This window comes from Streptomyces sp. NBC_00076 (assembly GCF_045041235.1).
Taxonomy (GTDB): domain Bacteria; phylum Actinomycetota; class Actinomycetes; order Streptomycetales; family Streptomycetaceae; genus Streptomyces.
Window position 1 is genome coordinate 2293862 of record NZ_CP108242.1, and the last position, 24003, is coordinate 2317864.

Here is a 24003-nt window from a genome sequence, read left to right on the forward strand (position 1 = left end):
ATGGGGCCAGGTGCCGGGACGGCGGGGGCGAACCTCAGATGTCGAGGCGCTGACCTGGCGCGATCACGTCGGGATCACCGCCGATGGCGGCCTTGTTGGCGGAGTACAGCCGCTGCCAGCTGGTCCCGTGCCGGGCGGCGATGCCGCTCAAGGTGTCGCCCGCGCGGACGGTGTAGTCACCTCGGGACGAGCCCCGGGTGACGTGCTGCGCCGAACGCTCCGCTGCCCTGGTGGAACGCTCCGGAGCGTCGGCCGAGCGCTCCGGCGCCTTGTAGGGCTTCGGGGCGGAGTTCTGGGTCTCCGTACCGGAGGAGGAGGTCGCGGGCGCGTTCCCGGACGCTCCGGCCCGTGCCGAACAGGTGGGCCAGGCGCCCCATCCCTGGGCCCGCTGGACCTTGGTGGCCACGGCGATCTGCTGGTCCCTGGTGGCCTGGTCGGCGGTCGCCGCGTAGGCCGTGCCGCCGTACGCCCGCCAGGTGGAGGCGGAGAACTGGACTCCTCCGTAGTAGCCGTTGCCGGTGTTGATGTGCCAGTTGCCGCCGCTCTCGCACTGGGCGATGCGGTCCCACACCCCGCCGTCCGCCGCCGCGGCGTTGCCGGTCGCGGCCAGCACTCCGAGCGGGGCGAGCAGTGCCGCCCCGGCGAGAACCGCCGCGGTACGGGCCTGGCTCCTGCCGGGAGCCTTCTGCGCCTTACGAACGTTGTCGCGAGTGGTATCGGCACATTCGGACATGTAGTTCCCTCTCCAAGGACTCGGGGTCCCCCAAGGCGGTTCGCCACGGCCCGCGTTCGTACGCGGTCGTCGCGCTCCGCCCCGTCCGCCGGAAGGTGGTGCTGAAAGCCTGTGTGGTGCGGTCGGCGGACGTACCCGAGCGGTGCTGTCTGCACTCGGCGGAGAAATGTATGAGGGCGACCGGTCAAGATCAAGCAATCGCTTGTCCTCCCAGGCCAGTTCACCGTTACCGCGAGTACCGGCGATTTCCGGTCACCCACTTCATTCGTTGATTTCCGGATTTGTCGACCAGCCGACGCGGCGAGCTGTGACTCTGTTCACCTCTTCAACCCCCTTGCGCTTCCGTGGAGTTGACCATCCGCACCGACTTCCGCACCCTCTGCGACCTTGCACGTAGAGCGGTTCGATTCCATTCGGCGCGGAGCCGTGACTCCCGCCACAGCTCACCCGTTGTCTCATTCATGAGCCCGGGACCGGCCCGGCTTCACGGGCCGGGAGCCACCCGGTCCCACCACGCACCACATCCCGAGGGAGCCACCCGTGCCGCGCATGCTCGACGTCAGCGACGAGGTACGCGCCGAGATCGGCGACGAAGAGGCCGACCGGCTGCTCGCCGGAGAGAACGCCCCCGGCAGTTACGACTGCACGTCGTGCCGTACCCCGGGCGACTCCGCGCAGGAGCGCACCAGCACCGTCCTGTTCATCGGCGACGAGACCGCCGTCCTGGCCTTCGCCCACTCCAGCTGCCTGCCGTCCCAGGTCGTGCAGGTCACCGAGGAGCAGCTCCAGGGGGCGGTGAAATCCATCACCGGTGCCACCGTCGATTCGGAGCCGGACAGGAGCACGCCCGAGCAGGCCGTGCTCGGGGTGACCAGCGGGCTCGTCCTGATCGCCGGGGAACTGCACCCCGCGCTGGTCGTCGAGCCGACGGCGCCGATCGTGCGGCCCGGCGCGACGGGCTCCGGCGACGACTTCCTTCCGCTCCTGATCGAACAGGGGTTCATGCCGCTGACGGCCATCCAGTCCGTGCCCTCCGTACTGCACGGCTGGTCGGTGCTGTTGGCCGTGGGCCAGCTGCACGCGGTACTGCAGCCGTCACCGAACGGCGGGCAGCCGGTCGCCTGGTGGCAGGCGCACCAGCCGCTTCAGGTGACGGAGAGCTGGCGGGCCGCAGCCAACAAGCACCAGCAAGTACTGCTGTTCGCCGCACCGGTGGGGTCGATCGGCCGGCAGCCGCGCGAGGACCTGCTGCGGGGCGCGCTGGACAAGGCAGCGGCGAACGGGCAGTTGGTCGCGGCGGCGCTGCCGCTCGCGGGGACCTGAGCGGCAGCGGTTCCGCGGCTGGGGTGGCGCCCCTAAAGGGCGCCCCGGCCGCATCCCCGATGGCTCGGGGTCGTTTGGACATACGTGCACATCTACGACGTTCCCCGCCGCCAGCCCTACCAGTCGGTTCCGTCCGCGCGGTCGACTCAGGACCGCTTGGGCGGCCCATCGGCCACGCCGATCTACGACGCGCTCTACGCCGAGTACGTCAAGTCGTTCCGTTCGCTGCCGGGTGACCGCAGCGGCGAGGAGGAGCTGGGCTTCACCGCTTTCGGGAACACCCCGCACAGCACGGGCTCGTTCAACAACTCCTACAGCGCGTACAGCGCGGGGGCGTACAGCGCCCGGCAGCAGTCGCAGTGGCAGCGGGTGGGGCAGATCGGGCAGCAGCACAGCGCGCACAGCACCGGGATGCACCACGTTCCGGCGGCGCTGCCGCCCGGGCCTCGCAGGGGCGCCTGAGACGGTCCCGGGTGTTCGGCGGGTATGAGGAAGGGCGGCCCCGGTCGGGGCCGCCCTTCCTCATACCGGCGTCACTTCTTCTTGCCGCGCTTCTCGCGCACCCGCACCGAGATGTGGATCGGCGTGCCGTCGAAGCCGAACTCCTCGCGCAGGCGGCGCTCGATGAAGCGCCGGTAGCCCGCCTCGATGAAACCGGACGCGAACAGCACGAACCGCGGGGGCTTGGTGCCGGCCTGGGTACCGAAGAGGATGCGGGGCTGCTTGCCGCCCCGCACGGGGTGCGGGTGGGCGGCGACCAGTTCACCGAGGAAGGCGTTCAGGCGGCCCGTGGGGACCCGGGTCTCCCAGCCGGCGAGGGCCGTCTCGATGGCCGGGACCAGCTTCTCCATGTGCCGGCCGGTCTGCGCCGAGACGTTCACCCGGGGCGCCCAGGCGACCTGGCCGAACTCGGTCTCGATCTCCCGCTCCAGGTAGTAGCGGCGCTCCTCGTCGAGGGTGTCCCACTTGTTGTAGGCGATCACCATCGCGCGTCCCGCCTCCACGGCCATGCTGACGATCCGCTGGTCCTGGACCGAGATGGGCTCGGAGGCGTCGATCAGGATGACCGCCACCTCGGCCTTCTCGACGGCGGCAGCGGTGCGCAACGAGGCGTAGTAGTCGGCGCCCTGCTGGAGGTGGACGCGCTTGCGGATGCCCGCCGTGTCGACGAACTTCCAGATCACGCCGCCGAGTTCGATGAGTTCGTCGACCGGGTCGCGGGTGGTGCCCGCGATTTCGTTGACGACGACGCGCTCCTCGCCGGCCACCTTGTTCAGCAGCGAGGACTTGCCGACGTTCGGGCGGCCGATCAGAGCGATGCGGCGCGGGCCGCCGACCCCGGTGCCGAAGGTCTGCTCGGGGGCGTCCGGCAAGGCCTCCAGGACGGCGTCCAGCATGTCGCCGGTGCCGCGGCCGTGCAGCGCCGAGACGGGGTACGGCTCGCCGAGGCCCAGGGACCACAGGTAGGCCGCGTCGGCCTCGCCGCTCTGGCCGTCGACCTTGTTGGCGGCCAGGACCACGGGCTTGCCCGCCTTGCGCAGCAGCCGTACGACCGCCTCGTCGGTGTCGGTGGCGCCGACCTTGGCGTCGACGACGAACACGACGGCGTCGGCGGCCTCGATCGCGTACTCGGCCTGGGCGGCCACGGAGGCGTCGATGCCGAGGACGTCCTGCTCCCAGCCGCCGGTGTCGACGACCTTGAAGCGGCGGCCCGCCCACTCGGCCTCGTAGGTGACCCGGTCGCGGGTGACACCCGGCTTGTCCTCGACGACGGCCTCACGGCGGCCGATGATCCGGTTCACCAGGGTCGACTTGCCGACATTCGGGCGGCCGACGACGGCGAGGACGGGAAGCGGACCGTGACCGGCCGCCTCGATCGCGCCCTCGACGTCCTCGATGTCGAAGCCCTCTTCCGCGGCGAGCTCCATGAACTCCGAGTACTCGGCATCGCCGAGCGCTCCGTGGTCGTGCTCCTCGCCCGAGCCGTCGGAGTGGATGTGGTCGTTCATGAAGTCCGTACCTCGTTCATCGTGGTGATCGGTGGAGCATCCGGTTTCCTCCGGTTGATCCACTACTCAGTGTCGCCCAGCGCCCTCGTGGACGCCCGGCTTTTTTCACCGGCGGCCGGTCAGCCGCCTGGCGTTCTGCAGGTGCGCGGTGAGCTGCTTCTGGATGCGCTCGGTCGCCTCGTCGAGCGCCTTGCGCGTACGTCGTCCGCTGCCGTCGCCCGCCTCGAAGGGATCGCCGAAGACGACGTCGACGCGGCTGCGCAGCGGAGGCAGCCCCTTGACCAACCGTCCGGGCCGGTCGGAACTTCCCAGGACGGCCACCGGGACGATCGGTGCGCCGCCGCGTACGGCGAAGTACGCGAGCCCTGCGCGCAGCGCGGCGAAGTCTCCCTCGCCCCGGGTGCCCTCCGGGAAGATCCCGAGGCACCCGCCGTTGTCCAGCACGCCCAGCGCCTGGGTGATCGCCGTGCGGTCGGTGGTGTCGCGGTCGACCTTGACCTGCCCGATGCCGAGCAGGAAGGGGTCGAGCGGTCCGATGAACGCTTCCTTCTTGATCAGGAAGTGCGTCGGCCGCGGCGCCACGCCCATGACCATCGGGCCGTCGATGTTGTGGGAGTGGTTGACGGCGAAGATCACCGGACCGGACACGGGCACCTTCCAGGCACCCAGCACCCGCGGCTTCCACAGGCCGTACATCAGGCCGACGCCGATGCGCCGCCCCACCTCGGCGCCCTTCTCCGAGGGCACGGACGGACCACTCACTTCGCGTCCCGCTTCTCCTCGACGAGCGTGACGACGCACTCGATGACCTGCGCGAGGGTGAGCTCGGTGGTGTCGACCTCGACCGCGTCGTCCGCCTTGGCGAGCGGCGAGGTCTTACGGCTGGAGTCGGCCGCGTCCCGCTTGATCAGGGCCTCGCGGGTGGCGTTGACGTCGGCGCCCTTGAGCTCGCCGCTGCGCCGGGCCGCGCGGGCCTCGGCGGAGGCGGTCAGGAAGACCTTCAGGTCGGCGTCGGGCAGCACGGTCGTACCGATGTCGCGGCCCTCCACGACGATCCCCTTCTCGGCGCCGGCCGCGATGGAGCGCTGCAGCTCGGTGATCCGAGCCCGCACATCGGGCACCGCGCTGACCGCGCTGACCTTGGAGGTGACCTCCTGGGTGCGGATCGCGGCGGCCACGTCGGTGCTGTCGACCGTGATCGTGGGGTTCGCCGGGTCGGTGCCGGAGACGATGTCCGCCTTGCCGGCCACGGCGGCGATCGCCGACGGGTCGTCGGTGTCGATCCCGTTGGTCACCATCCACCAGGTGATCGCCCGGTACTGGGCGCCGGTGTCCAGGTAGCTCAGGTCGAGCTGCGCGGCGACGGCCTTGGACGTGCTCGACTTACCCGTGCCGGAGGGACCGTCTATGGCGACAATCACGGGCTGGGCGGCGCCGTTTTCCACGGGGGGACACCTTCCTGGTGCGGTGCGGTGGGGTGTGCGGGGCGCGATCGTGCCCTGCACAAGGTTACTGGCTCCCCGGGCCCCCTCTTACAGACGGATGATCGGCACGCTCGGGCGCGGGCGGTCACTGCCGGATGGCCCAGCCCCGCTCCTTCAGCGCCACCGTGAGCACGGGCGCCGCCTTCGGCTCCACCATCAGCTGCACCAGGCCCGCCTGCTGCCCGGTCGCGTGCTCGATACGGACGTCCTCGATGTTGACCCCGGCCATCCCGGCGTCCGCGAAGATGCGGGCCAGCTGGCCCGGCTGGTCGTCGATGAGGACGGCCACGACCTCGTACGCCCGCGGGGCGGACCCGTGCTTGCCGGGCACGCGGACCTGGCCCGCGTTGCCGCGCCGCAGGACGCCCTCGATGCCGACGGTGCCCTCCCGGCGCTTGTCCTCGTCGGAGGACTGCAGGGCGCGCAGGGCCCGGACCGTCTCCTCGAGGTCCGCGGAGACGTCCGTGAGGAGGTCGGCGACCGGCCCGGGATTCGCGGACAGGATGTCGATCCACATCCGGGGGTCGGAGGCCGCGATCCGGGTCACGTCCCGGATGCCCTGGCCGCACAGCCGTACGGCGGTCTCCTCGGCGTTCTCCAGACGTGCGGCGACCATGCTGGACACCAGATGGGGCATGTGGGAGACGAGCGCGACGGCTCGGTCGTGGGCGTCGGCGTCCATCACCACCGGCACCGCGCGGCAGTGCGAGACCAGCTCCAGGGCGAGGTTCAGGACCTCGGTGTCGGTGTCGCGGGTCGGCGTCAGCACCCAGGGCCGGCCCTCGAACAGGTCGCCGGTGGCCGCCAGCGGGCCCGACTTCTCGCGGCCGGACATCGGGTGGGTGCCGATGTACGGCGACAGGTCCAGGCCGAGCCCCTCCAGCTCGCGGCGCGGACCGCCCTTGACGCTGGCCACGTCGATGTAGCCACGGGCGGCACCCCGGCGCATGACGTCCGCGAGGACCCCGGCCACGTGGGCGGGAGGGGCGGCGACGATCGCGAGGTCGACGGGCCCCTCGGGCGCCTCGTCGGTGCCGGCGCCGAGCGCGGCGGCGGTGCGGGCCTGCTCGGGGTCGTGGTCGGCGAGGTGGACGACGACGCCACGCTCGGTCAGCGCGAGCGCGGCGGACGTACCGATGAGGCCGGTTCCGATGACAAGGGCGGTTCTCACTGGGCGATGTCCTTGCGCAGGGCCCCCGCGGCGCCGAGGTAGACGTGCGCGATGTCGGCGCGGGGCCGGGCGGACTCGATGTGCGCGAGGACCCGGACCACCCGGGGCATGGCGCCCTCGATGTCGAGTTCCTGGGCGCAGATCAGCGGTACGTCGGCGAAGCCGGTGCCGAGCTTGCGGGCGGCGGCCGCCGGGAAGTCGCTGTGCAGATCGGGCGTGGCCGTGAACCAGATGCTGATCAGGTCGTCGGCGGTCAGGCCGTTCCGCTCCATGATGGCGGTGAGCAGGGCTCCGACCTGCTCGTCCATGTGGCCGGCCTCGTCCTTGTCGAGTTGGACGGCGCCCCGGACCGCTCGTACCGCCACGGCGATGCTCCTTGCTGATGTACGGCTCTTGGTGTGTCCAGCGTAGTCAGCCCCCGTCGGTCCGGTATGCGGCGCCCGCCCCCTGAGACACCCTCCTCATACCTTGACAATGTGGTCCAATTCTCCCCACTCCGGCACTTGCGGGGAGAACACCCACGTGGGCGTGGCGAAGGGACTCGGTCCTGCGGTGCTTCTTCTTCGGTGCTTTCGGTGCCACGATGCTGCTCCGTCGGCAACGGCTGCCCGGCAGGCCGCTGCCGCTCGTCGGCGGGCCGGTCCTCACCGCTCTCGCCTCGTCCGGCCGGCCTCAGCCCTCTGGTTCTCACGCATCTTCGGAGTGACGACATGACCGACAGCCCCACGCGGCGCACCATCCTTCTCGCGGCGGGCGGGGCGGGCGCTGCGGCGCTGACCGCGGGCTGCGGCGAGTCCGGTGACGACAAGGCCTCCTCGAACGCCTCCCCCGGGCAGGAACTGGCCAGGACGACCGACATCCCGGTCGGCGGCGGCAAGATCTTCAAGGACGAGGGGATCGTCGTCACCCAGCCCAAGCAGGGCGAGTTCAAGGGATTCTCGAACATCTGCACACACGCGCAGTGTCCGGTGGCCGGCGTCTCGGACGGCACCATCAACTGCACCTGCCACGGCAGCAAGTTCAACATCACGGACGGCTCGGTGGCCCACGATCCGGCGACGCGACCGCTGCCCGAGAAGAAGATCACGGTGCAGGGCGACTCGATCCGCCTGGCCTGAGGACCACCCGGGCCGCCCGTTCGTCACCGGCCCGCCCTCCGGGCGTCCGACCAGCAGTCCGCCACCGGTCTCCTCCGGCGCCCGACGGGCGGTCACCAGCGGCCCGTCAGGCGTCCCAGAGCGCCCCGAACGTCGCCAGCTCGCTCTGGTACTCGATCCGGTCCGCCCACTGCCCGGGCCACACCTCCGCGCCCAGGTGCGCGCCCGCGAACGCGCCCGCCAGGCAGGCGATCGAGTCGGAGTCGCCGGAGGTGCAGGCGGCGCGCCGCAGGGCCGTCAGCGGCTCGTCGACGAAGAGCAGGAAGGACAACAGCCCGGTCGCCAGCGCCTCTTCGGCGATCCAGCCCGCGCCGGTGGCCAGGCACGGGTCGGTCTCGGGCGAGGGGGCCCGCAGCGCCTCCTGGAGACGGTCCAGGACTCCCACGCACTCGTCCCATCCGCGCGCTATGAACTGCTCGGGCGAGGGGTCGTGGCTGCGCGTCCACAGATCGCCGAGCCAGCGCTCGTGGTAGTGGCTGCGGTTCTCGTCCGCGTACGACCGCAGCAGCCCGGCCAGCGCGGCCGGCTCGGCCCCCTGCGCGAGCAGCCGTACGGCATGCGCGGTGAGGTCGGAGGCGGCGAGTGCCGTCGGATGGCCGTGAGTGAGCGCGGCCTGCAACTGGGCGGCGCCCGCGCGCTGTTCGTCGCTCAGCCCGGGGACGAGGCCGACGGGCGCGACCCGCATATTGGCGCCGCAGCCCTTGGAGCCGAGCTGGCTGGCGTCCTGCCAGGGCCGGTCCGGAAGCTCCAGCAGCTCGCAGGCCCTCAGACACGTGTTGCCCGGCGCCCGGTTGTTCTCCGGCGACCGGTTCCAGGCGATGAACTCCCGCCGCACGGGCTCCGCCAGGTCGGGACCGAGCACCCCTCGGTCCATGGCCGCCCGCAGGCCCCGGGCCAGCGCCAACGTCATCTGTGTGTCGTCGGTGACGATCGCGGGCGTCGGCAGCGCCATCTCCCGCCACGGCCCGCACTTGGCGAGGATCGACGGCACGTCGTTGAACTCGGTCGGAAAGCCGAGCGCGTCGCCGAGGGCGAGCCCCGTGAGCGCGCCGGTCGCGGCGCGCTTCGTGGCGGTCATGGTCATAGGTGGACGGTGTCCTTCCCGAAGTGATTGGAGGAGCGACGAGGCTCTTTTAATCGTCACCTTGACCATAAGGGGCGGCGGTGCGTACACGCAAGAAAGCGGCCGGCCCCGCCGCAACGGGATACCGGCCGCCTGCGCCTCAGCGGAACTCGCCGACGCCGCCACGGGGTTGCCTACAGATCGACTTCCTTCATCAGCATCCCGACCTCCGTGTTGGACAGCCGCCGCAGCCAGCCCGACTTCTGGTCGCCCAGGGTGATCGGCCCGAAGGAGACCCGGACCAGCTTGTCGACCGGGAAGCCCGCCTCGGCGAGCATGCGACGGACGATGTGCTTGCGGCCCTCGTGGAGGGTCACCTCGACCAGGTAGTTCTTGCCGGTCTGCTCGACGACCCGGAAGTGGTCCGCCTTCGCGTACCCGTCCTCCAGCTGGATGCCGTCCTTGAGGCGCTTGCCCAGGTCGCGCGGGATCGGACCCACGATGTGCGCGAGGTAGACCTTCTTCACGCCGTACTTGGGGTGGGTCAGCCGGTGCGCCAGCTCACCGTGGTTGGTGAGCAGGATGACGCCCTCGGTCTCGGTGTCGAGCCGTCCGACGTGGAAGAGCCGGGTCTCACGGTTGGTGACGTAGTCGCCGAGGCACTGCCGTCCCTCGGTGTCCTCCATCGTCGAGACGACACCGGCCGGCTTGTTCAGCGAGAAGAACTGGTACGACTGCGTCGCCACCGTCAGGCCGTCGACCTTGACCTCGTCCTTCTCCGGGTCGACCCGCTTGCCCTGCTCCAGGACGATCTCGCCGTTGACCTCGACCCGCGCCTGCTCGATCAGCTCCTCGCAGGCCCGCCGGGAGCCGTAGCCGGCGCGCGCGAGGATCTTCTGCAGCCGCTCCCCCTCCTGTTCGGCGCCCGGGAAGGTCTTGGGCAGCTTGACGTCCTTCTTGCCCGCGTACCGCTCGCGGTTGCGCTCCTCGGCGCGCGTCTCGTACTCGCGTGAGGTCGCCGGGGCCGTCCGCCTGCTCTGCTGGGGCCTCTTCGGGCCGCCCTTGGCGCCGCCGCGGGCCGCGCCGCCGCGACCGGCCTTCGGGCCCTCATGAGACGCGCTGGGTCCCACGTCGTAGCGGCGCTCCTCGGGGCGGGGCTTGCTGGGACGGCCCTGGCCCTTGCTCTGGCCCTGACTCTTGCTCTGACCCTGGCCCTTGCTCTGACCCTGGCCCTGCTTCTGGTCCCTGTTGTTGCCGGCCCCGCGGTGGTTACCGCGCCCACCGCTCTTGCCGCTACCGCTGCCGCTGCTTCGCATCAAAGTTCCGTCGTCGTCGGGTTCGTCGTGGGACCGTCGTCCGCGTCCGGGGCGTCCGGATCGAACGACGGTACGCCTTCCTGTGTCTCGGCCTCGATCGCCTCCGCCTCCGGGAGGAAGGGCGCGAGCTCCGGGAGCTCGTCCAGACCGCGCAGGCCCATCCGCTCCAGGAAGTAGTTCGTCGTCACGTACAGGATCGCACCTGTTTCGGGTTCCGTGCCCGCCTCCTCCACCAGACCGCGCTGGAGAAGAGTGCGCATCACGCCGTCGCAGTTCACTCCGCGCACCGCGGAGACCCGGCTGCGGCTGACCGGCTGGCGGTAGGCGACCACGGCCAGGGTCTCCAGCGCCGCCTGGGTCAGCCGGGCCTGCTGGCCGTCCAGGACGAAGCCCTCGACGGCCGGCGCGTACTCGGGGCGGCTGTAGAAACGCCAGCCGCCCGCGATCAGCCGCAGCTCGAAGCCGCGCCCCTGCACGGTGTACTCGTCGGCCAGCTCCCGCAGCGCGTCCCCGATCTGCCTCTTCGGCCGCTGGAGTATCTTCGCGAGGTGTTCCTCGGTCGCGGGCTCGTCCACGACCATCAGGACTGCCTCCAGGGCCGGTTTGAGATCGAGGTCGGCGACGGTGCGCAGCCCGGCCGGAACGTCGGTCGTGTCCTCGCTCACGCCTTCTTCTCCTTGGCTTCGCCGGCTTCGTCTCTGGCTTCGTCTCTGGCTTCGGCCTTGGGCACCTCGGGCGGCCGGTCGAACTCGTCGGTGACCCTCGGCGTATCGCCCCCGTCCCCGCCGGTCCAGCGCACCAGCAGCTCCCCGAGGGCGGTCTCCTGCTCCAGGGCGACGGCCTTCTCCCGGTACAGCTCCAGCAGCGCCAGGAAGCGCGCCACGACGGTCAGTGTGTCGTCGGTGTCCTCGATCAGCGCCCGGAAGGTCGCCTCGCCCCGCTCCCTGAGCCGTGCGACCACGATCTGGGCCTGCTCCTGGACGCTCACCAGCGGCGCGTGGATGTGATCGACGTACACCTGCGGCCGGGGCCTGGGCTGCATCGCCTTGACCGCGAGCTTCGCGAAGCCCTCCGCGCCGATGCTGATGACCACCTCGGGCAGCAGTTCGGCGTGGTGCGGTTCGAGTCCGACGGTACGGGGGTAGCGGCGGGCCTCGTCGTCGAGCCGGCCGCTGAAGATGTCGGCGATCTGTTTGTAGGCGCGGTACTGCAGAAGCCGGGCGAACAGCAGGTCCCGGGCCTCCAGCAGAGCCAGGTCGGCCTCGTCCTCCACCTCGGCTGCGGGCAGCAGCCGGGCCGCCTTCAGGTCCAGCAACGTGGCGGCGACGACCAGGAACTCGGTGGTCTGGTCGAGGTCCCAGTCCGGACCCATCGCCCGGATGTGCGCCATGAACTCGTCGGTCACCTTGGACAGGGCGACCTCGGTGACGTCCAGCTTGTGCTTGGAGATCAGCTGGAGGAGGAGGTCGAAGGGCCCCTCGAAGTTGGAGAGACGGACCTTGAAGACACCGTCGCCGGGTTCTTCGGGCCCTTCGGGCTCCTCGTGCTCCACAGGCGCGGAAATCTCCACTGGAGCGGGAGATCCGGCCTGAGCGGGCGGTTCAGCGGGAGTTGAGGGTTCAGCCGGAGCGGGGTGCTCCACCACCGGCGGTTCCGCCGGCGGAGCCGGGGCTTCCACAGGAACGGGAACTGCCCCCGGCCCTCTCCCCAGCGCACGCCTGCGACCGGCGGCTGCGCCGGGGCCCGGGGGAACGTCGTTCGAGGTCATGGCCCCCGCAGGCTACCGTTACCGCCCGCGCAGCCGTCGTACGAGGATGCTCGCGTCCCCGCGCGACTCCAGATCGGCCAGCACCACGGCGACGGCCTCGCGGACGATCCGACCGCGGTCGACCGCCAGCCCGTGCTCGCCCCTGAGCACCAGACGCGCGTGCTCCAGATCCATCAGCTCCTCGGCGGAGACGTACACGGTGATCTTCTCGTCGTGCCGCTCCCGTCCGCTCGGACGGCGCGAGGGGGCCCGTCCGCGCTTGCCGCGCGGCGCCGCCCCGTTGGCAGCCGAGGCAGAACCTTCCTGCGTCGCCTGACGACGTCCGGAGGGGTCGGCGCCCCGGCTGCGGGACTCACCGGCCCCGGCCGGCTCCGAGTCGGCCGCCACATGCTCCGCGCCGTCGCCGTCACCGCCCTGGGCCGGCACCGACTGCGGTGCGTCCTCGGACGTGGACGGCGTCGCCGTGACGGCGGCCCCGTCGGACTCCCCCGCGGGCGCCGGCACCCGGGCCTCGCCGTTGACCGGGCGCCGGGGAGCGGACGGCTGGAGCGCCGTGCCCCCTGTCGTACGGAACAGTTCGTCGGCCCCCGGCAGACTCACTCGGCGTGACACCGGGCGAGCACCTCCCTGGCGAGCTGGCGATAGGCGGCGGCACCGACGGAGTTGGACGCGTACGTGGTGATCGGCTCACCGGCGACCGTGGTCTCCGGGAAGCGGACCGTGCGCCCGATGACCGTGTGGTAGACGTGGTCGTCGAACGCCTCGACGACCCGCGCGAGCACCTCACGGCTGTGCACGGTGCGCGAGTCGTACATCGTGGCGAGGATCCCGTCGAGCTCCAGCTCCGGGTTGAGCCGCTCCTGGACCTTCTCGATGGTCTCGGTCAGCAGCGCGACACCACGGAGGGCGAAGAACTCGCACTCCAGGGGCACTATCACCTTGTGCGCGGCCGTCAGGGCGTTCACCGTGAGCAGGCCGAGCGAGGGCTGACAGTCGATCACGATGTAGTCGTAGTCGGCCAGCAGCGGCTTGAGGGCACGCTGCAATGTCGACTCGCGCGCGACCTCGGAGACCAGCTGCACCTCGGCGGCGGACAGGTCGATGTTGCTGGGCAGCAGGTCCATGTTGGGGACCGCTGTCTTCAGGAGCACCTCGTCGGCCGCCATGCCCCGCTCCATGAGCAGGTTGTAGACGGTGAGGTCGAGCTCCATCGGGTTGACACCGAGACCCACCGACAGCGCGCCCTGCGGGTCGAAGTCCACGAGCAGCACACGACGGCCGTACTCCGCGAGGGCGGCACCCAGGTTGATGGTCGACGTCGTCTTACCGACGCCGCCCTTCTGGTTGCACATCGCGATGATCGTCGCGGGGCCGTGACTGGCGAGCGGGCCCGGGATCGGGAAGTACGGCAGCGGGCGTCCGGTCGGACCGACGCGCTCACGGCGCTGTCGGGCGGCGTCGGGCGCGAGCGTGGCCGCGTACTCTGGATCGGGCTCGTACTCGGCGTCGGGGTCGTAGAAGTGCCCGTCGGGCAGTTCGTCGTAGTCGGCGAGTTGGTTGTGGGGCGCGCCACTTCCGTCGCCGGCCATGGCGTTCACGTGATGGCCATCCATGCTCTGGTGTGTCCTAGTCACCTGCGGACTCTGGTGGGCTGCGAAGGTGCGCACCGCGACGGAGCCGACAGCCTCGAACCCCTCGGGGTCCTGGGCCCCTGCAGGCATTCCTGGTTGACCACCCCCGGGAGAAAATGTCGACTCATTCACAAGTCGTCTTACCTCCTTGGTGACCAGGAAACTTCTAGACAGGTCGGCGTGGCACCATGCCGACGGTTGGCGACTCTATGGCGTGTCGGGCGTTTGCAGCAACACAATCCGCCGGACCCGGCAGGATGTGTCGGCAATGAAACATCCCTCTGTCAAGGGCGTACGGCCGTCGCACGGTGGGTTTCACCGGTGTACGAATCGGTTCAAGGGTTACGTTCGAGGCGAGTTGACCGAGAGCCGCAAAGTGACCATACACACACCTGGCCGGACCTTGTCGGGCAAGGTCCGGCCAGGTGCGCGGGGTTGACGACCTCTGTTGACGTATCGACCTTTACCAAAAGGAGACTTAAGGTCGTCGCTCAGCCGATCAGTGCGTCGAGCTCCACGTGCTCCAGGCCGTGCGCCTCGGCGACCTCGCGGTAAACGACCTTGCCGTCATGCGCGTTGAGCCCCTTGGCGAGCGCGGGATCCCGGCGCAGCGCCGCCACCCAGCCGTGGTCGGCGAGTTCGACGATGTACGGCAGCGTCGCGTTGGTGAGCGCGTAGGTGGAGGTGTTGGGCACCGCTCCGGGCATGTTGGCGACGCAGTAGAAGACCGAGTTGTGGACCGGGAAGCTCGGCTCGGCATGGGTGGTCGGACGGGAGTCCTCGAAGCAGCCGCCCTGATCGATCGCGATGTCGACAAGGACACTTCCCGGTTTCATGCGGGACACGAGCTCGTTGGTGACGAGCTTCGGGGCCTTGGCGCCCGGGATGAGCACGGCGCCGATCACGAGGTCCGCCTCCAGGCAGGCCTTCTCCAGCTCGAAGGTGTTGGAGACGACGGTCTGGATCTTCGTCCCGAAGACCTTGTCGGCCTCCTTGAGCTTGTTGATGTCCTTGTCGAGCAGGGTCACGTGGAAGCCCATGCCGATGGCGATCTGCGCCGCGTTCCAGCCGGAGACACCACCTCCGATGACGACGGCCCTCGCGGCCAGTACGCCCGGGACGCCGCCGGGCAGTACCCCGCGGCCGCCGTTGGCGCGCATCAGGTGGTAGGCGCCGACCTGGGGGGCGAGGCGGCCCGCGACCTCGGACATGGGGGCCAGCAGCGGGAGCGCGCGGCCGGGCAGCTCCACCGTCTCGTATGCGATCGCCGTGGTGCCGGACTCGACGAGGGCGTCGGTGCACTCCTTGGAGGCGGCCAGGTGCAGGTACGTGAAGAGCGTCTGGTCCTTGCGGAGGCGGTGGTACTCCTCGGCGATGGGCTCCTTGACCTTGAGCAGCAGGTCGGCGGTGGCCCACACCTCGTCGGCGGTCTCCAGGATCCGGGCGCCGGCCGCGACGTACTCGCCGTCCTCGATCGAGGAGCCGAGACCGGCACCCCGCTCGACGGCGACCTGGTGGCCGTGGCGCACCAGCTCGTGCACGCCGGCGGGGGTGATGGCCACCCGGAACTCGTTGTTCTTGACCTCGCGGGGGATGCCGACCTTCACGTCGATCACGGTCCTTGACTCAGAGAATGTGGGGGCATTACGAGACATACCCAGGCATGCTCGGGCACACCAGGACGCACCGCAGGAGAAGGCGCGGCAGAGCCAGTCTAATGAAGGCGTTCCCGCTGTCTAGCCTTTCATTGCATCAATCTTCAGCGGATGCACTACGGATTTCGCAGGCGTTAGCGTCTTGTTCCAGTTGAAGGGCCTGCTCCGGCCCCGGTTCGGCCGGTGTTTCGGGCTCCTGAAGCTCCTCGCCCAGCAGCCGCTCGGCCGCGCCCCGGTGCAGCGAGGCCGCCGCCGGATCACCGAGGTGCTCCAGCGTGTCGCCGAGCCGCAGCTGGAGCGCGGCCTGGAGACGGACGTCCTCGGCCCGGCGCGCCCACTCCAGCGCCTCGTGGCAGGTGCGCAGCGACTCCTCGAGGCGTCCGGCGTACTCCTGGACGCGCGCGAGTTCGCTCAACGCCCGCGCGTGGGCGGCCACATCGCCGTCCTTGCGGTGCCCGGCCGCCGCTGCCCGCCAACCACGCAGCGCCTCGCCGTATCGGCCCGCGAGTGTGTGTACGGCGGCGATACGCCCGTACAGCCGGGCGGCGTCGGCGCGCTCGTCCCGGGCCAGCCGCTGGGCGAGGGCGCGGCCGTACCAGTCGGCTGCCCGGTCGTAGTCCCCGAGCTCCTGGTGGGCGCCGCCCACGGATTCCATCGCACGGCCGGTCGCATACGGGTCGTTCGCCTCCCGCCCGGCGTCCAGTGCCGCCCGATATCGCGCCAGCGCCTCGTCCGTGCGGCCGGTCCGGGCGTCCAGGTCGGCGAGGTTCAGCAGCGCGGCGGCCTTCTCGCGGGGCAGCTTCCGGCGCTCGGCCACGTCGAGGACGAGGCGGTGGACTCCGTACAGGTCGGGCGCGACGGCCCGGGTGCCGCAGTGGGCCACCAGGGCCCGGACGAGCTGGGACATCAGACGCCGGGCGAGGGTGTCCAGCTCCCCGTCGGCGACCGCTAGGCGGGCCGCGGCGAGCAGGGCGGGCTTGCGGAGGGTCAGCCACTGGGCGGCCGCCCGGGGAGTCGGGAAGCGCAGCGCGCGCGGCATGCCCAGGAGCTTCTCGCGGGCCTCGGGGCTGTCGGTCTCGGTGATCGCCCGGCAGGACTGCAGCAGCCGTACGGTCCGCTCCAGCATGCGGGCCCGGGCCAGCTGCAGTTCGGCGGGCCGGTCCTCGGTCTCCGTGAGGGCCTTCAGCAGGGGGTGCAGACAGCCGGGAACCTCGTACTGCGGCAGCGGCGAGTCCACCGCCCGGAGCAGGCCGAGGGCGACGAAGTCGTCCAGGGCGGTGCGGGCGCCGTTCACCGAGCAGCCGGCCAGCGCGGACGCCGTGTGCGGGTCGACCAGCCCGGCCGGGGCGAGGGCGAGCAGGCGCAGGATCCGGGCGGCGGGGCTGGGCAGGGACGCGTACACGAGCCGGAAGACCCGGCTGAGCGGGGTGCCCTCGTCGCCCTCCGCGTGCAGCTGCTTGGCGAAGTCGGAGACGGCCGCCTTGGGACGGGCGGCGAGCCAGCCACCGGCCAGGGTCAGCGCAGCGGGCTGGGCCTGGCACGCCACGACCAGGCCCTCGGCGGCCCGCGGATCGACGGTGACGCGGACCGACCCGGTGTGCCGGGACAGCAGCTCCACCGCCGACTTGGTGTCGAGGCCGCCCAGGGTGCAGGGCCGGACGTCCGCGATCCCGGTCAGCGGGCCCCCGGAGACGGCGACGACCAGGCATTCCGGGGTGTCCGGCAGCAGGGCGTCGACCTGGGCGGCGGTGGCCGCGTCGTCGAGCAGGAGCAGCATCCGGCGGTCGCTGAGGGCCTCGCGAAGGGTCGCCGTGAGGTCGTCCTCGGCGGCTCCGGCCGGGGCGGGCGCCTCAAGCGCGGCGAGCAGTTCGCGGGCGGTGCGCTCGACCGGGACGGGCGTGCCGTCGGGCTCGCCGAGGCGGGCCCGCAGGACCCCGTCCGGGTAACGGTCCGCGACCTGCCGGGCGAGTTCCGCGGCGAGGGCGGTGCGTCCCGAACCGGGCCTGCCCGCGATGAGCAGCACGCGCGCGCGGGGGGCCTTGCGGCCGGAGATCGTATCCAGTCCCGCGCGCTCGATGTCGGCGCGCAGTTCCTTCAATTCCCGTGTGCGGCCGAGGAATTGGACGTCCGCGAAAACCCGTGCCGACAGCCGTGCACCGTCTGCGTCCACCGCCTGATCCGTCACGGGCCACACTCCCGTCCCACCGCACGCGCAAGCCCGCCGGGACTCCGGTTCGGGCGTTTCCAGAGCCTAGTTCACGCTCTGCTACCTTCCGGGCGGAGCGCGGCGGACACGTCCCCCGATCGGATCAGCCGATGGTCACACCGGATGGGAGATGTGAACGTTCCGGAACGGGGGTGCGGGCGTTCAGGAGTCGAAAGGACGCGCGGGCCACGGCGCCTCCGCCGGACGCAGTGCGTCGAGCCCGTCACCACCCCGCGCCGCGACCAGGGAAAGCACGCCCACCACGAGGCAGTTGTTGTGCAGGTCGCCCGCCAGCGCACCCCGGACGAGGTCGTCGACCGGCACCCGCGCGTGCTCCATGTCGGCCTCCTCGTCCTCCACCTCGAAGCGGTCCCCCTCGGCCTCGGACAGGCCACGGGCGAGGAAGATCCGTACGGCTTCGTCACAACCGCCGGGCGTGGTGTAGACGTCGGTCAGCACCCGCCAGTCCTCGGCCTTGACGTGCGCCTCCTCGTACAGCTCACGCTGGGCGGCGTGCAGCGGGTTCTCGCCGGGCACGTCGAGCAGGCCGGCCGGGATCTCCCACAGCCTCTGCCGCACCGGGTGGCGGTACTGCTTGATCAGCAGGACCCGGTCCTCGTCGTCGAGGGCGAGGACGGCCACCGAACCGGGGTGGACCTGGTAGTCGCGGTGGACCACCGAGCCGTCGGGCATGACCACCTCGTCCGTGCGGACGGAGGTCTTGTTGCCCACGAAGGGGGTCTCCGTCGACCGGATCCGCCACTCCTCGGGGGTGTCCTTGATCGTCATGCCTGTCCTTCCAGACGTACAGAAGCCACGCGGCGTACAGCGGCCGAAAGCCGCCTGACACACGGCGGCCACGCGCGAAAAAAAGCAGCCGGAGTGCTCACCTTTTGAAGGATCGCACCCCGGCCACCGTACAACTGGTGTGTTACTTCGAATTCTCCCGCGCGGCCTCTGTCCTTTGGACGGCCGCCTTCACGAGCCCGGCGAACAGCGGGTGCGGACGCGTCGGACGCGAGCGCAGCTCCGGGTGCGCCTGGGTGGCGACCAGGTAGGGGTGGACCTCGCGCGGGTACTCGACGTACTCGACGAGCTTGCCGTCCGGCGAGGTGCCGGAGAACAGGATGCCCGCCTTCTTCTCCAGCTCCACGCGGTAGGCGTTGTTCACCTCGTAGCGGTGCCGGTGGCGCTCCTCGACGTACTCCTTGCCGTCGTAGACCTCACGCACGATCGACCCCTCGGCGAGCTTGGCCGGATACATGCCCAGCCGCATCGTGCCGCCCATGTCGCCATCGCCGGCGACGATGTCGAGCTGCTCGGCCATGGTGGAGATGACCGGGTGCGAGGTGGCCGCGTCGAACTCCGTGGAGTTGGCGTCCGGGATGTCGGCCAGGCTGCGCGCGGCCTCGATCACGATGCACTGCAGGCCCAGGCACAGCCCCAGCAGCGGGATCCTGTTCTCGCGGGCGTAGCGGATGGCGCCGACCTTGCCGAGCACACCGCGGTCGCCGAAGCCGCCGGGGATGCAGATGCCGTCCACGTCCTCGAGCTGCTGGGCGGCGCCGGCCTGGGTCTTGCAGTCGTCCGAGGTGACCCACTTGATCGTCACGCGGGCCTTGTTGGCGAAGCCGCCCGCACGCAGCGCCTCGATGACCGAGAGGTAGGCGTCGGGCAGGTCGATGTACTTGCCGACCAGGGCGAGGGTGATCTCGTGGTCGGGGTTGTGGACGCGGTCGAGCAGGTCGTCCCAGGTCCGCCAGTCCACGTCACGGAACGGCAGGTCCAGCTTGCGGACGACGTAGGCGTCCAGGCCCTCGCCGTGCACGGTCTTCGGGATGTCGTAGATCGAGCGGGCGTCGGGGCAGGCGACCACGGCGGCCTCGTCGACGTCGCACATCAGCGAGATCTTGCGCTTGATCGCGGTGGGCACCTCGCGGTCGCAGCGCAGCACGATCGCGTCTGGCTGGATACCGATGTTCCTGAGAGCCGCAACCGAGTGCTGGGTCGGCTTCGTCTTCAGCTCACCCGAGGGACCGATGTACGGCAGGAGCGAGATGTGGACGACGAAGACGTTGTCACGGCCGACCTCGTGCCGGACCTGGCGGACCGTCTCCAGGAACGGCAGCGACTCGATGTCGCCGACCGTGCCGCCGACCTCCGTGATCACGACGTCGACCTCGTCGGTCGCCATGCGGCGGATGCGGTGCTTGATCTCGTTGGTGATGTGCGGAATGACCTGGACGGTGTCGCCGAGGTATTCGCCACGCCGCTCCTTGGCGATCACCGTGTTGTACACCTGGCCGGTGGTGACGTTGGCGGAGCCGTCCAGGTCACGGTCGAGGAAACGCTCGTAGTGGCCGATGTCCAGGTCGGTCTCGGCGCCGTCGTTGGTGACGAACACCTCACCGTGCTGGAAGGGGTTCATCGTGCCCGGGTCCACGTTCAGGTACGGGTCGAGCTTCTGCATCACGACGCGCAGGCCCCGCGCCTTGAGCAGCATGCCGAGGCTGGAGGCCGTCAGGCCCTTGCCGAGCGAGGAGGCGACACCCCCGGTGACGAAGATGTGCTTGGTCGTCGTGGCTGTGCTGTTTCGAAAAGCAGCGGTCGGCATGGCCAAGGCGGGGCTCCCGTGGTCGCGGTCTGGAGGTGCGGTGCGGCTGCCGAACCGGAGGCTCTCCGGAGGTGCCGTCGCTGCGGTTCGGGGGTTTCGTGCCCACCGGTCCACGGGCTACCAGGGTATCAGCGACCGGACGAGGTGGCTTCCGGCCACGCTCCGCACACAGGTCGCCACAGACCCGCACGCGCTTACGCTTTTCTCACCCCACGCTCACCCGTTCGGCCCGCCCGCGTTGCCCGGGGCGGCACGCAGATCATCTGCGTGCGTCGTATCCTGCTCGGACACTCGCTGCCGAGCCCGGCCGGCAACACGGCACCACCCCCGCCCGTAACCACCGGAACAACGAGAGCTCGTCAGTTCGTTGAGAGACAGTTGTCGTTTTGCCTCACAGCGGCACGACTGTTTTGATTCACCGCTCAACGACGCATTACCAAGACCCCCTTGACCGCACCAGCGACAGCCCCCTGTTCCGGGGGGTGACGTGGCCGTTCGACTGGAGTTGCACGTGGCCGGGCGCATCGAAGATTACGCACTCATCGGAGACATGCAGACCGCTGCCCTGGTCTGCCGGGACGGCACGGTGGACTGGCTGTGCCTGCCCCGCTTCGACTCGCATGCCATCTTCGCCGGTCTGCTCGGCACGGAGGAACACGGATTCTGGCGGATCGGCCCCGCGCACGCGTCCGACGCCGAGCCGCCCACCGCGGCCCGGCGCAGCTACCGCGGCGACTCGCTGATCCTGGAGTCCGAGTGGGACACCCCACGCGGCACGGTCCGGGTGATCGACTTCATGCCTCCGCGTGACGGCGCTCCGCAGCTGATCAGGATCGTGGAGGGCGTCTCGGGCCGGGTCCCGATGCGCTCGGCGCTCCGGATGCGTTTCTCCTACGGCCGGGTCGTCCCGTGGGTGCACAAGCACGAGGGCCGTACGGTGGCCGTCGCCGGCCCGGACTCCGTGTGGTTCGACACAGAGGCCGAGACGTTCGGAAAGTCGCTGACGACGTACGCGGACTTCACGGTCGCCCCCGGTGACCGGATCGCGTTCACCATCTCCTGGGAGCCCTCGCACAAGCAGCCGCCGCCGCTGCCGGAGCCCGAACAGTCGCTGGAGGCGACGGAGGACTTCTGGCGGGACTGGGTCGAGCACTGTACGTACCACGGCCCCTACCGCGAGGCAGTGGTCCGCTCGCTGATCACGCTGAAGGCGCTGACGTACGCCCCGACGGGCGGCATCGTCGCCGCGCCCACCACATCCCTGCCGGAGGAGATCGGCGGTGTCCGCAACTGGGACTACCGCTACACCTGGCTGCGGGACGCGGCCATCACCCTCTCCTCGCTGCTGCGCACCGGCTACCGCGAGGAGGCCCGTGCCTGGCGCGAGTGGCTGCTGCGGGCCGTCGCCGGTGACCCGGAGAACCTGCAGATCATGTACGGCATCGCCGGCGAGCGCGAGCTGGGCGAGGCCGAGCTGGACTGGCTGCCCGGCTACGAGAGCTCCGGGCCGGTCCGGGTCGGCAACGGCGCCGCGCACCAGCTCCAGCTGGACGTGTACGGCGAGGTCACCGAGGCCCTGCACCTGGCCCACATGACGGGTCTGGCCCGCAACGACTACGCCTCGCTGCTCCAGCTGAAGCTGATCCGCTACCTGGAGCAGCACTGGGACGAGCCGGACGAGGGCATCTGGGAGGTGCGCGGCCCGCGCCGCCACTTCGTGCACTCCAAGGTGATGGCCTGGGTCGCCGTCGACCGCACGATCAAGCTGATCGAGTCCGGCGACGCGGACGGCCCGCTGGAGAAGTGGCGTGAACTGCGCGACGACATCCACCGGGACGTGTGCGAGCGGGGCTACGACAAGGAGCGCAACACCTTCACACAGTCGTACGGCTCGAAGGAGTTGGACGCCTCCCTGCTGCTGATCCCGCAGATGGGCTTCCTGCCTCCGGACGACAAGCGCGTGATCGGCACGATCGAGGCGATCCAGCGGGAGCTGTCCACCTCGGACGGGTTCATCCTGCGTTACCCGACCTCGGGCGACAACGAGGGCGTCGACGGCCTGCCCGGCGACGAAGGCGCCTTCCTGGCCTGCTCGTTCTGGATGGCGGACGACCTCGCGATGATCGGCCGCGTGGACGAGGCCCGCAAGCTGTTCGAGAAGCTCCTGTCCCTGCGCAACGACCTCGGCCTCCTCGCCGAGGAATGGGACCCCCGTCTGCAACGCCAGGTCGGCAACTTCCCGCAGGCCTTCAGCCACGTGCCTCTCATCGACACGGCCCTGCGCCTGACGGCGTCGGGGGCGTACGGCGGCTGAGCGAGCCCTGAAAGCCGGGCCCGCCTAGGGTGGAAGCAGACAATGGCCCCTTCTCGGAAGGGGGCGGCCATGGCTTCCCTCTCGAAGGCGGGCGCGGCTCTCACCGCGTTGCGCGAGGATCTGGTCGGCGACGTGTTCGCCCCGGGGGACCCCGGGTACGAAGACGCCCGGACCGTCTTCAACGCCATGATCGACCGGCGGCCGGCGGTGATCGCGCAGTGCGTGGACGAGACCGATGTGGTGCGCTCGATCCGCTTCGCCCGAAGCCTCGATCTGCCGGTCGCGGTGCGCGGCGGCGGGCACAGCGTGGCGGGCATGGCGCTGGGCGACGGCTCGGTGGTGATCGACCTGCGTCATATGCGCGCTGTCACCGTGGATCCCGCGGCCGAGGCGGTACGGGTCGCGGGCGGCGCCATCATGAGCGACCTGGACCGGGCCACCCAGCCCCACGGCCTGGCCACCACCGGAGGCCGGGCGTCGACGACCGGTGTCGGCGGCTTCGTCCTGGGCGGCGGCACCGGCTGGCTGGACCGGTGCTGCGGACTGGCCGTCGACAACCTCCTGGGCGTGGAACTGGTCACAGCCGACGGCCGCCGGGTGCACGCGAGCAACGACGAGAACCCGGACCTGTTCTGGGCCCTGCACGGCGGCGGCGGCAACTTCGGCGTCGCGACCGCGATCACCCTGAAACTGCACGAGCTGCCGGAGTTCTCCATCGCGCTGCTGCTGTACCTCCCGGAGCACGGCCTCGAGGTCGCCCGTACCTACCGCGACGTGATCACGGCCGGCCCTGACGAGGCGGGCGGCGCCCTCATCCACCTCACCGGCCCGCCCGAGGAGTTCGTACCGCCGCACCTGGTCGGCACGCTGCTGTGCGGGGTGCTGCTGACCTACGCCGGGTCCGAGGCGGACCTGCGCAAGCTGGCCGAGCCGCTGCTGGCGCTGCCGCACGAGTCGGAGGTCGTCGGGGCGATGCCGTACGCCGACGTCCAGTGCATGCTCGACAATCCGCCCGGAATGCGGAACTACTGGTCGGCGGAGTATCTGACGGGCGCGCCCGACGACTTCCTGGCCGCCCTCTGCGCCCGGGGAGAGGCCCTGCCCGTGCCTACTGGCAGCATGCTCGCGTTGTTCCCCCAGGGAGGGGCGATCGAAGCCGGCCCGCACGAGTATCCCGCGCCCTACCGGGAGGCACCGTGGGGTGTGCACCCCTTCGGGCTCTGGGAGGACCCCGCGGACGACGAGCGATGCGTCCAGTGGGTTCGGGACGTCCGCGCCGACGTCCGGCCGTGGAGTACCGGCGCGGTCTATCTCAACTTCATCGGCGACGAGGGCAGCGACCGGGTCGTGGCCGGCGTGGGCGCCGAGAACAGTCAGCGGCTGGCGGAGGTGAAGCGGCGGTACGACCCCGACAACGTCTTCCGCTTCAACCACAACATCGGTCCGGCCTGAGAGCCGTCAGCTTTCCTGGGGTTTCCTGGGGTTTCCTGGGGTTTCCTGGGGTTTCCTGGGGCGGCTGCGTCCGGCGGACCGCCCCCGCGACGGTCCGGAGATGTCCC

Annotated in this window: 21 protein-coding genes and 1 pseudogene; 6 read left to right on the forward strand and 16 right to left on the reverse strand. The window is 70.6% G+C overall.

Features of this window, described 5'->3' with window-relative positions:
* Positions 1-34: 34 nt before the first annotated feature.
* Positions 35-733, reverse strand: coding sequence for a transglycosylase family protein (locus tag OHA64_RS10510; RefSeq protein ID WP_405611338.1), 699 nt, complete (start codon positions 731-733; stop codon positions 35-37).
* A 540-nt stretch (positions 734-1273) separates the two neighbouring features.
* Here OHA64_RS10510 and OHA64_RS10515 point away from each other — a divergent pair.
* Both OHA64_RS10515 and OHA64_RS10520 read left to right on the forward strand, forming a co-directional pair.
* Positions 1274-2056 carry a hypothetical protein gene (locus OHA64_RS10515; RefSeq protein ID WP_405611341.1) on the forward strand — a complete coding sequence of 261 codons (783 nt, stop codon included), beginning with the start codon at positions 1274-1276 and terminating at the stop codon, positions 2054-2056.
* Between the two features lie 84 nt (positions 2057-2140).
* A complete protein-coding gene (locus OHA64_RS10520; RefSeq protein ID WP_405611344.1) occupies positions 2141-2518 on the forward strand; it encodes a hypothetical protein in 378 nt (125 codons plus the stop codon).
* A 71-nt stretch (positions 2519-2589) separates the two neighbouring features.
* On the opposite strand, the gene der is transcribed toward OHA64_RS10520, so the two are convergent.
* From der to aroH, 5 genes are all read right to left on the reverse strand, one after another.
* A complete protein-coding gene (gene der / locus OHA64_RS10525; protein ID WP_405611347.1) occupies positions 2590-4065 on the reverse strand; it encodes a ribosome biogenesis GTPase Der in 1476 nt (491 codons plus the stop codon).
* A gap of 105 nt (positions 4066-4170) precedes the next feature.
* Positions 4171-4866 carry a lysophospholipid acyltransferase family protein gene (locus tag OHA64_RS10530; RefSeq protein WP_405611350.1) on the reverse strand — a complete coding sequence of 232 codons (696 nt, stop codon included), beginning with the start codon at positions 4864-4866 and terminating at the stop codon, positions 4171-4173.
* Entirely contained in the window at positions 4824-5510 is a 687-nt protein-coding gene (gene cmk, locus OHA64_RS10535; protein ID WP_405611353.1) for a (d)CMP kinase, read from the reverse strand. Before cmk ends, OHA64_RS10530 begins: the two co-directional genes overlap by 43 nt.
* Before the next feature lie 124 nt (positions 5511-5634).
* The gene (locus tag OHA64_RS10540) at positions 5635-6720 is read right to left on the reverse strand and encodes a prephenate dehydrogenase (RefSeq protein ID WP_405611356.1); all 1086 of its coding nucleotides are present in this window, start codon (positions 6718-6720) and stop codon (positions 5635-5637) included.
* Positions 6717-7085 carry a chorismate mutase gene (gene aroH / locus OHA64_RS10545; protein ID WP_405611359.1) on the reverse strand — a complete coding sequence of 123 codons (369 nt, stop codon included), beginning with the start codon at positions 7083-7085 and terminating at the stop codon, positions 6717-6719. Before aroH ends, OHA64_RS10540 begins: the two co-directional genes overlap by 4 nt.
* A 176-nt stretch (positions 7086-7261) precedes the next feature.
* Here aroH and OHA64_RS10550 point away from each other — a divergent pair.
* Together OHA64_RS10550 and OHA64_RS10555 are read left to right on the forward strand one after the other, a co-directional pair.
* Positions 7262-7434, forward strand: a pseudogene (locus OHA64_RS10550) (DUF6529 family protein); the annotation flags it as partial.
* Positions 7431-7838, forward strand: coding sequence for a Rieske (2Fe-2S) protein (locus OHA64_RS10555; protein WP_405611362.1), 408 nt, complete (start codon positions 7431-7433; stop codon positions 7836-7838). The pseudogene OHA64_RS10550 and the gene OHA64_RS10555, both read left to right, overlap by 4 nt.
* A 106-nt stretch (positions 7839-7944) precedes the next feature.
* Here the strand turns inward: OHA64_RS10555 and OHA64_RS10560 are convergent, their stop codons facing one another.
* The 10 genes from OHA64_RS10560 to OHA64_RS10605 all read right to left on the reverse strand — a co-directional run bounded on the left by OHA64_RS10560 (position 7945) and on the right by OHA64_RS10605 (position 20130).
* Positions 7945-8961, reverse strand: coding sequence for an ADP-ribosylglycohydrolase family protein (locus OHA64_RS10560; protein ID WP_405611365.1), 1017 nt, complete (start codon positions 8959-8961; stop codon positions 7945-7947).
* Between the two features lie 173 nt (positions 8962-9134).
* Complete coding sequence (locus OHA64_RS10565) at positions 9135-10256, reverse strand: pseudouridine synthase (protein WP_405611368.1); 1122 nt, start codon at positions 10254-10256, stop codon at positions 9135-9137.
* Entirely contained in the window at positions 10256-10921 is a 666-nt protein-coding gene (scpB, locus tag OHA64_RS10570) for an SMC-Scp complex subunit ScpB (protein WP_405611371.1), read from the reverse strand. Before scpB ends, OHA64_RS10565 begins: the two co-directional genes overlap by 1 nt.
* Entirely contained in the window at positions 10918-12024 is a 1107-nt protein-coding gene (locus OHA64_RS10575; protein WP_405611374.1) for a segregation and condensation protein A, read from the reverse strand. The genes scpB and OHA64_RS10575 overlap by 4 nt, the downstream gene beginning before the upstream one ends.
* Before the next feature lie 18 nt (positions 12025-12042).
* On the reverse strand, positions 12043-12636 hold the full coding sequence (locus tag OHA64_RS10580) for a hypothetical protein (RefSeq protein WP_405611377.1): 594 nt from the start codon (positions 12634-12636) through the stop codon (positions 12043-12045).
* A complete protein-coding gene (locus tag OHA64_RS10585; protein ID WP_405611380.1) occupies positions 12621-13745 on the reverse strand; it encodes a ParA family protein in 1125 nt (374 codons plus the stop codon). Before OHA64_RS10585 ends, OHA64_RS10580 begins: the two co-directional genes overlap by 16 nt.
* Positions 13746-14146: 401 nt before the next feature.
* Positions 14147-15271 carry an alanine dehydrogenase gene (gene ald, locus OHA64_RS10590; protein ID WP_405611383.1) on the reverse strand — a complete coding sequence of 375 codons (1125 nt, stop codon included), beginning with the start codon at positions 15269-15271 and terminating at the stop codon, positions 14147-14149.
* Between the two features lie 136 nt (positions 15272-15407).
* The gene (locus OHA64_RS10595; RefSeq protein ID WP_405611386.1) at positions 15408-17495 is read right to left on the reverse strand and encodes a tetratricopeptide repeat protein; all 2088 of its coding nucleotides are present in this window, start codon (positions 17493-17495) and stop codon (positions 15408-15410) included.
* Positions 17496-17678: 183 nt separating this feature from the next.
* Complete coding sequence (locus OHA64_RS10600) at positions 17679-18305, reverse strand: NUDIX domain-containing protein (protein ID WP_405611389.1); 627 nt, start codon at positions 18303-18305, stop codon at positions 17679-17681.
* A 142-nt stretch (positions 18306-18447) separates the two neighbouring features.
* Positions 18448-20130, reverse strand: coding sequence for a CTP synthase (locus tag OHA64_RS10605; RefSeq protein WP_405623925.1), 1683 nt, complete (start codon positions 20128-20130; stop codon positions 18448-18450).
* Between the two features lie 511 nt (positions 20131-20641).
* Here OHA64_RS10605 and OHA64_RS10610 point away from each other — a divergent pair.
* Both OHA64_RS10610 and OHA64_RS10615 read left to right on the forward strand, forming a co-directional pair.
* The gene (locus OHA64_RS10610) at positions 20642-22444 is read left to right on the forward strand and encodes a glycoside hydrolase family 15 protein (RefSeq protein ID WP_405623927.1); all 1803 of its coding nucleotides are present in this window, start codon (positions 20642-20644) and stop codon (positions 22442-22444) included.
* Between the two features lie 69 nt (positions 22445-22513).
* Positions 22514-23896 carry an FAD-binding oxidoreductase gene (locus OHA64_RS10615; RefSeq protein WP_405611392.1) on the forward strand — a complete coding sequence of 461 codons (1383 nt, stop codon included), beginning with the start codon at positions 22514-22516 and terminating at the stop codon, positions 23894-23896.
* Positions 23897-24003: the final 107 nt, after the last annotated feature.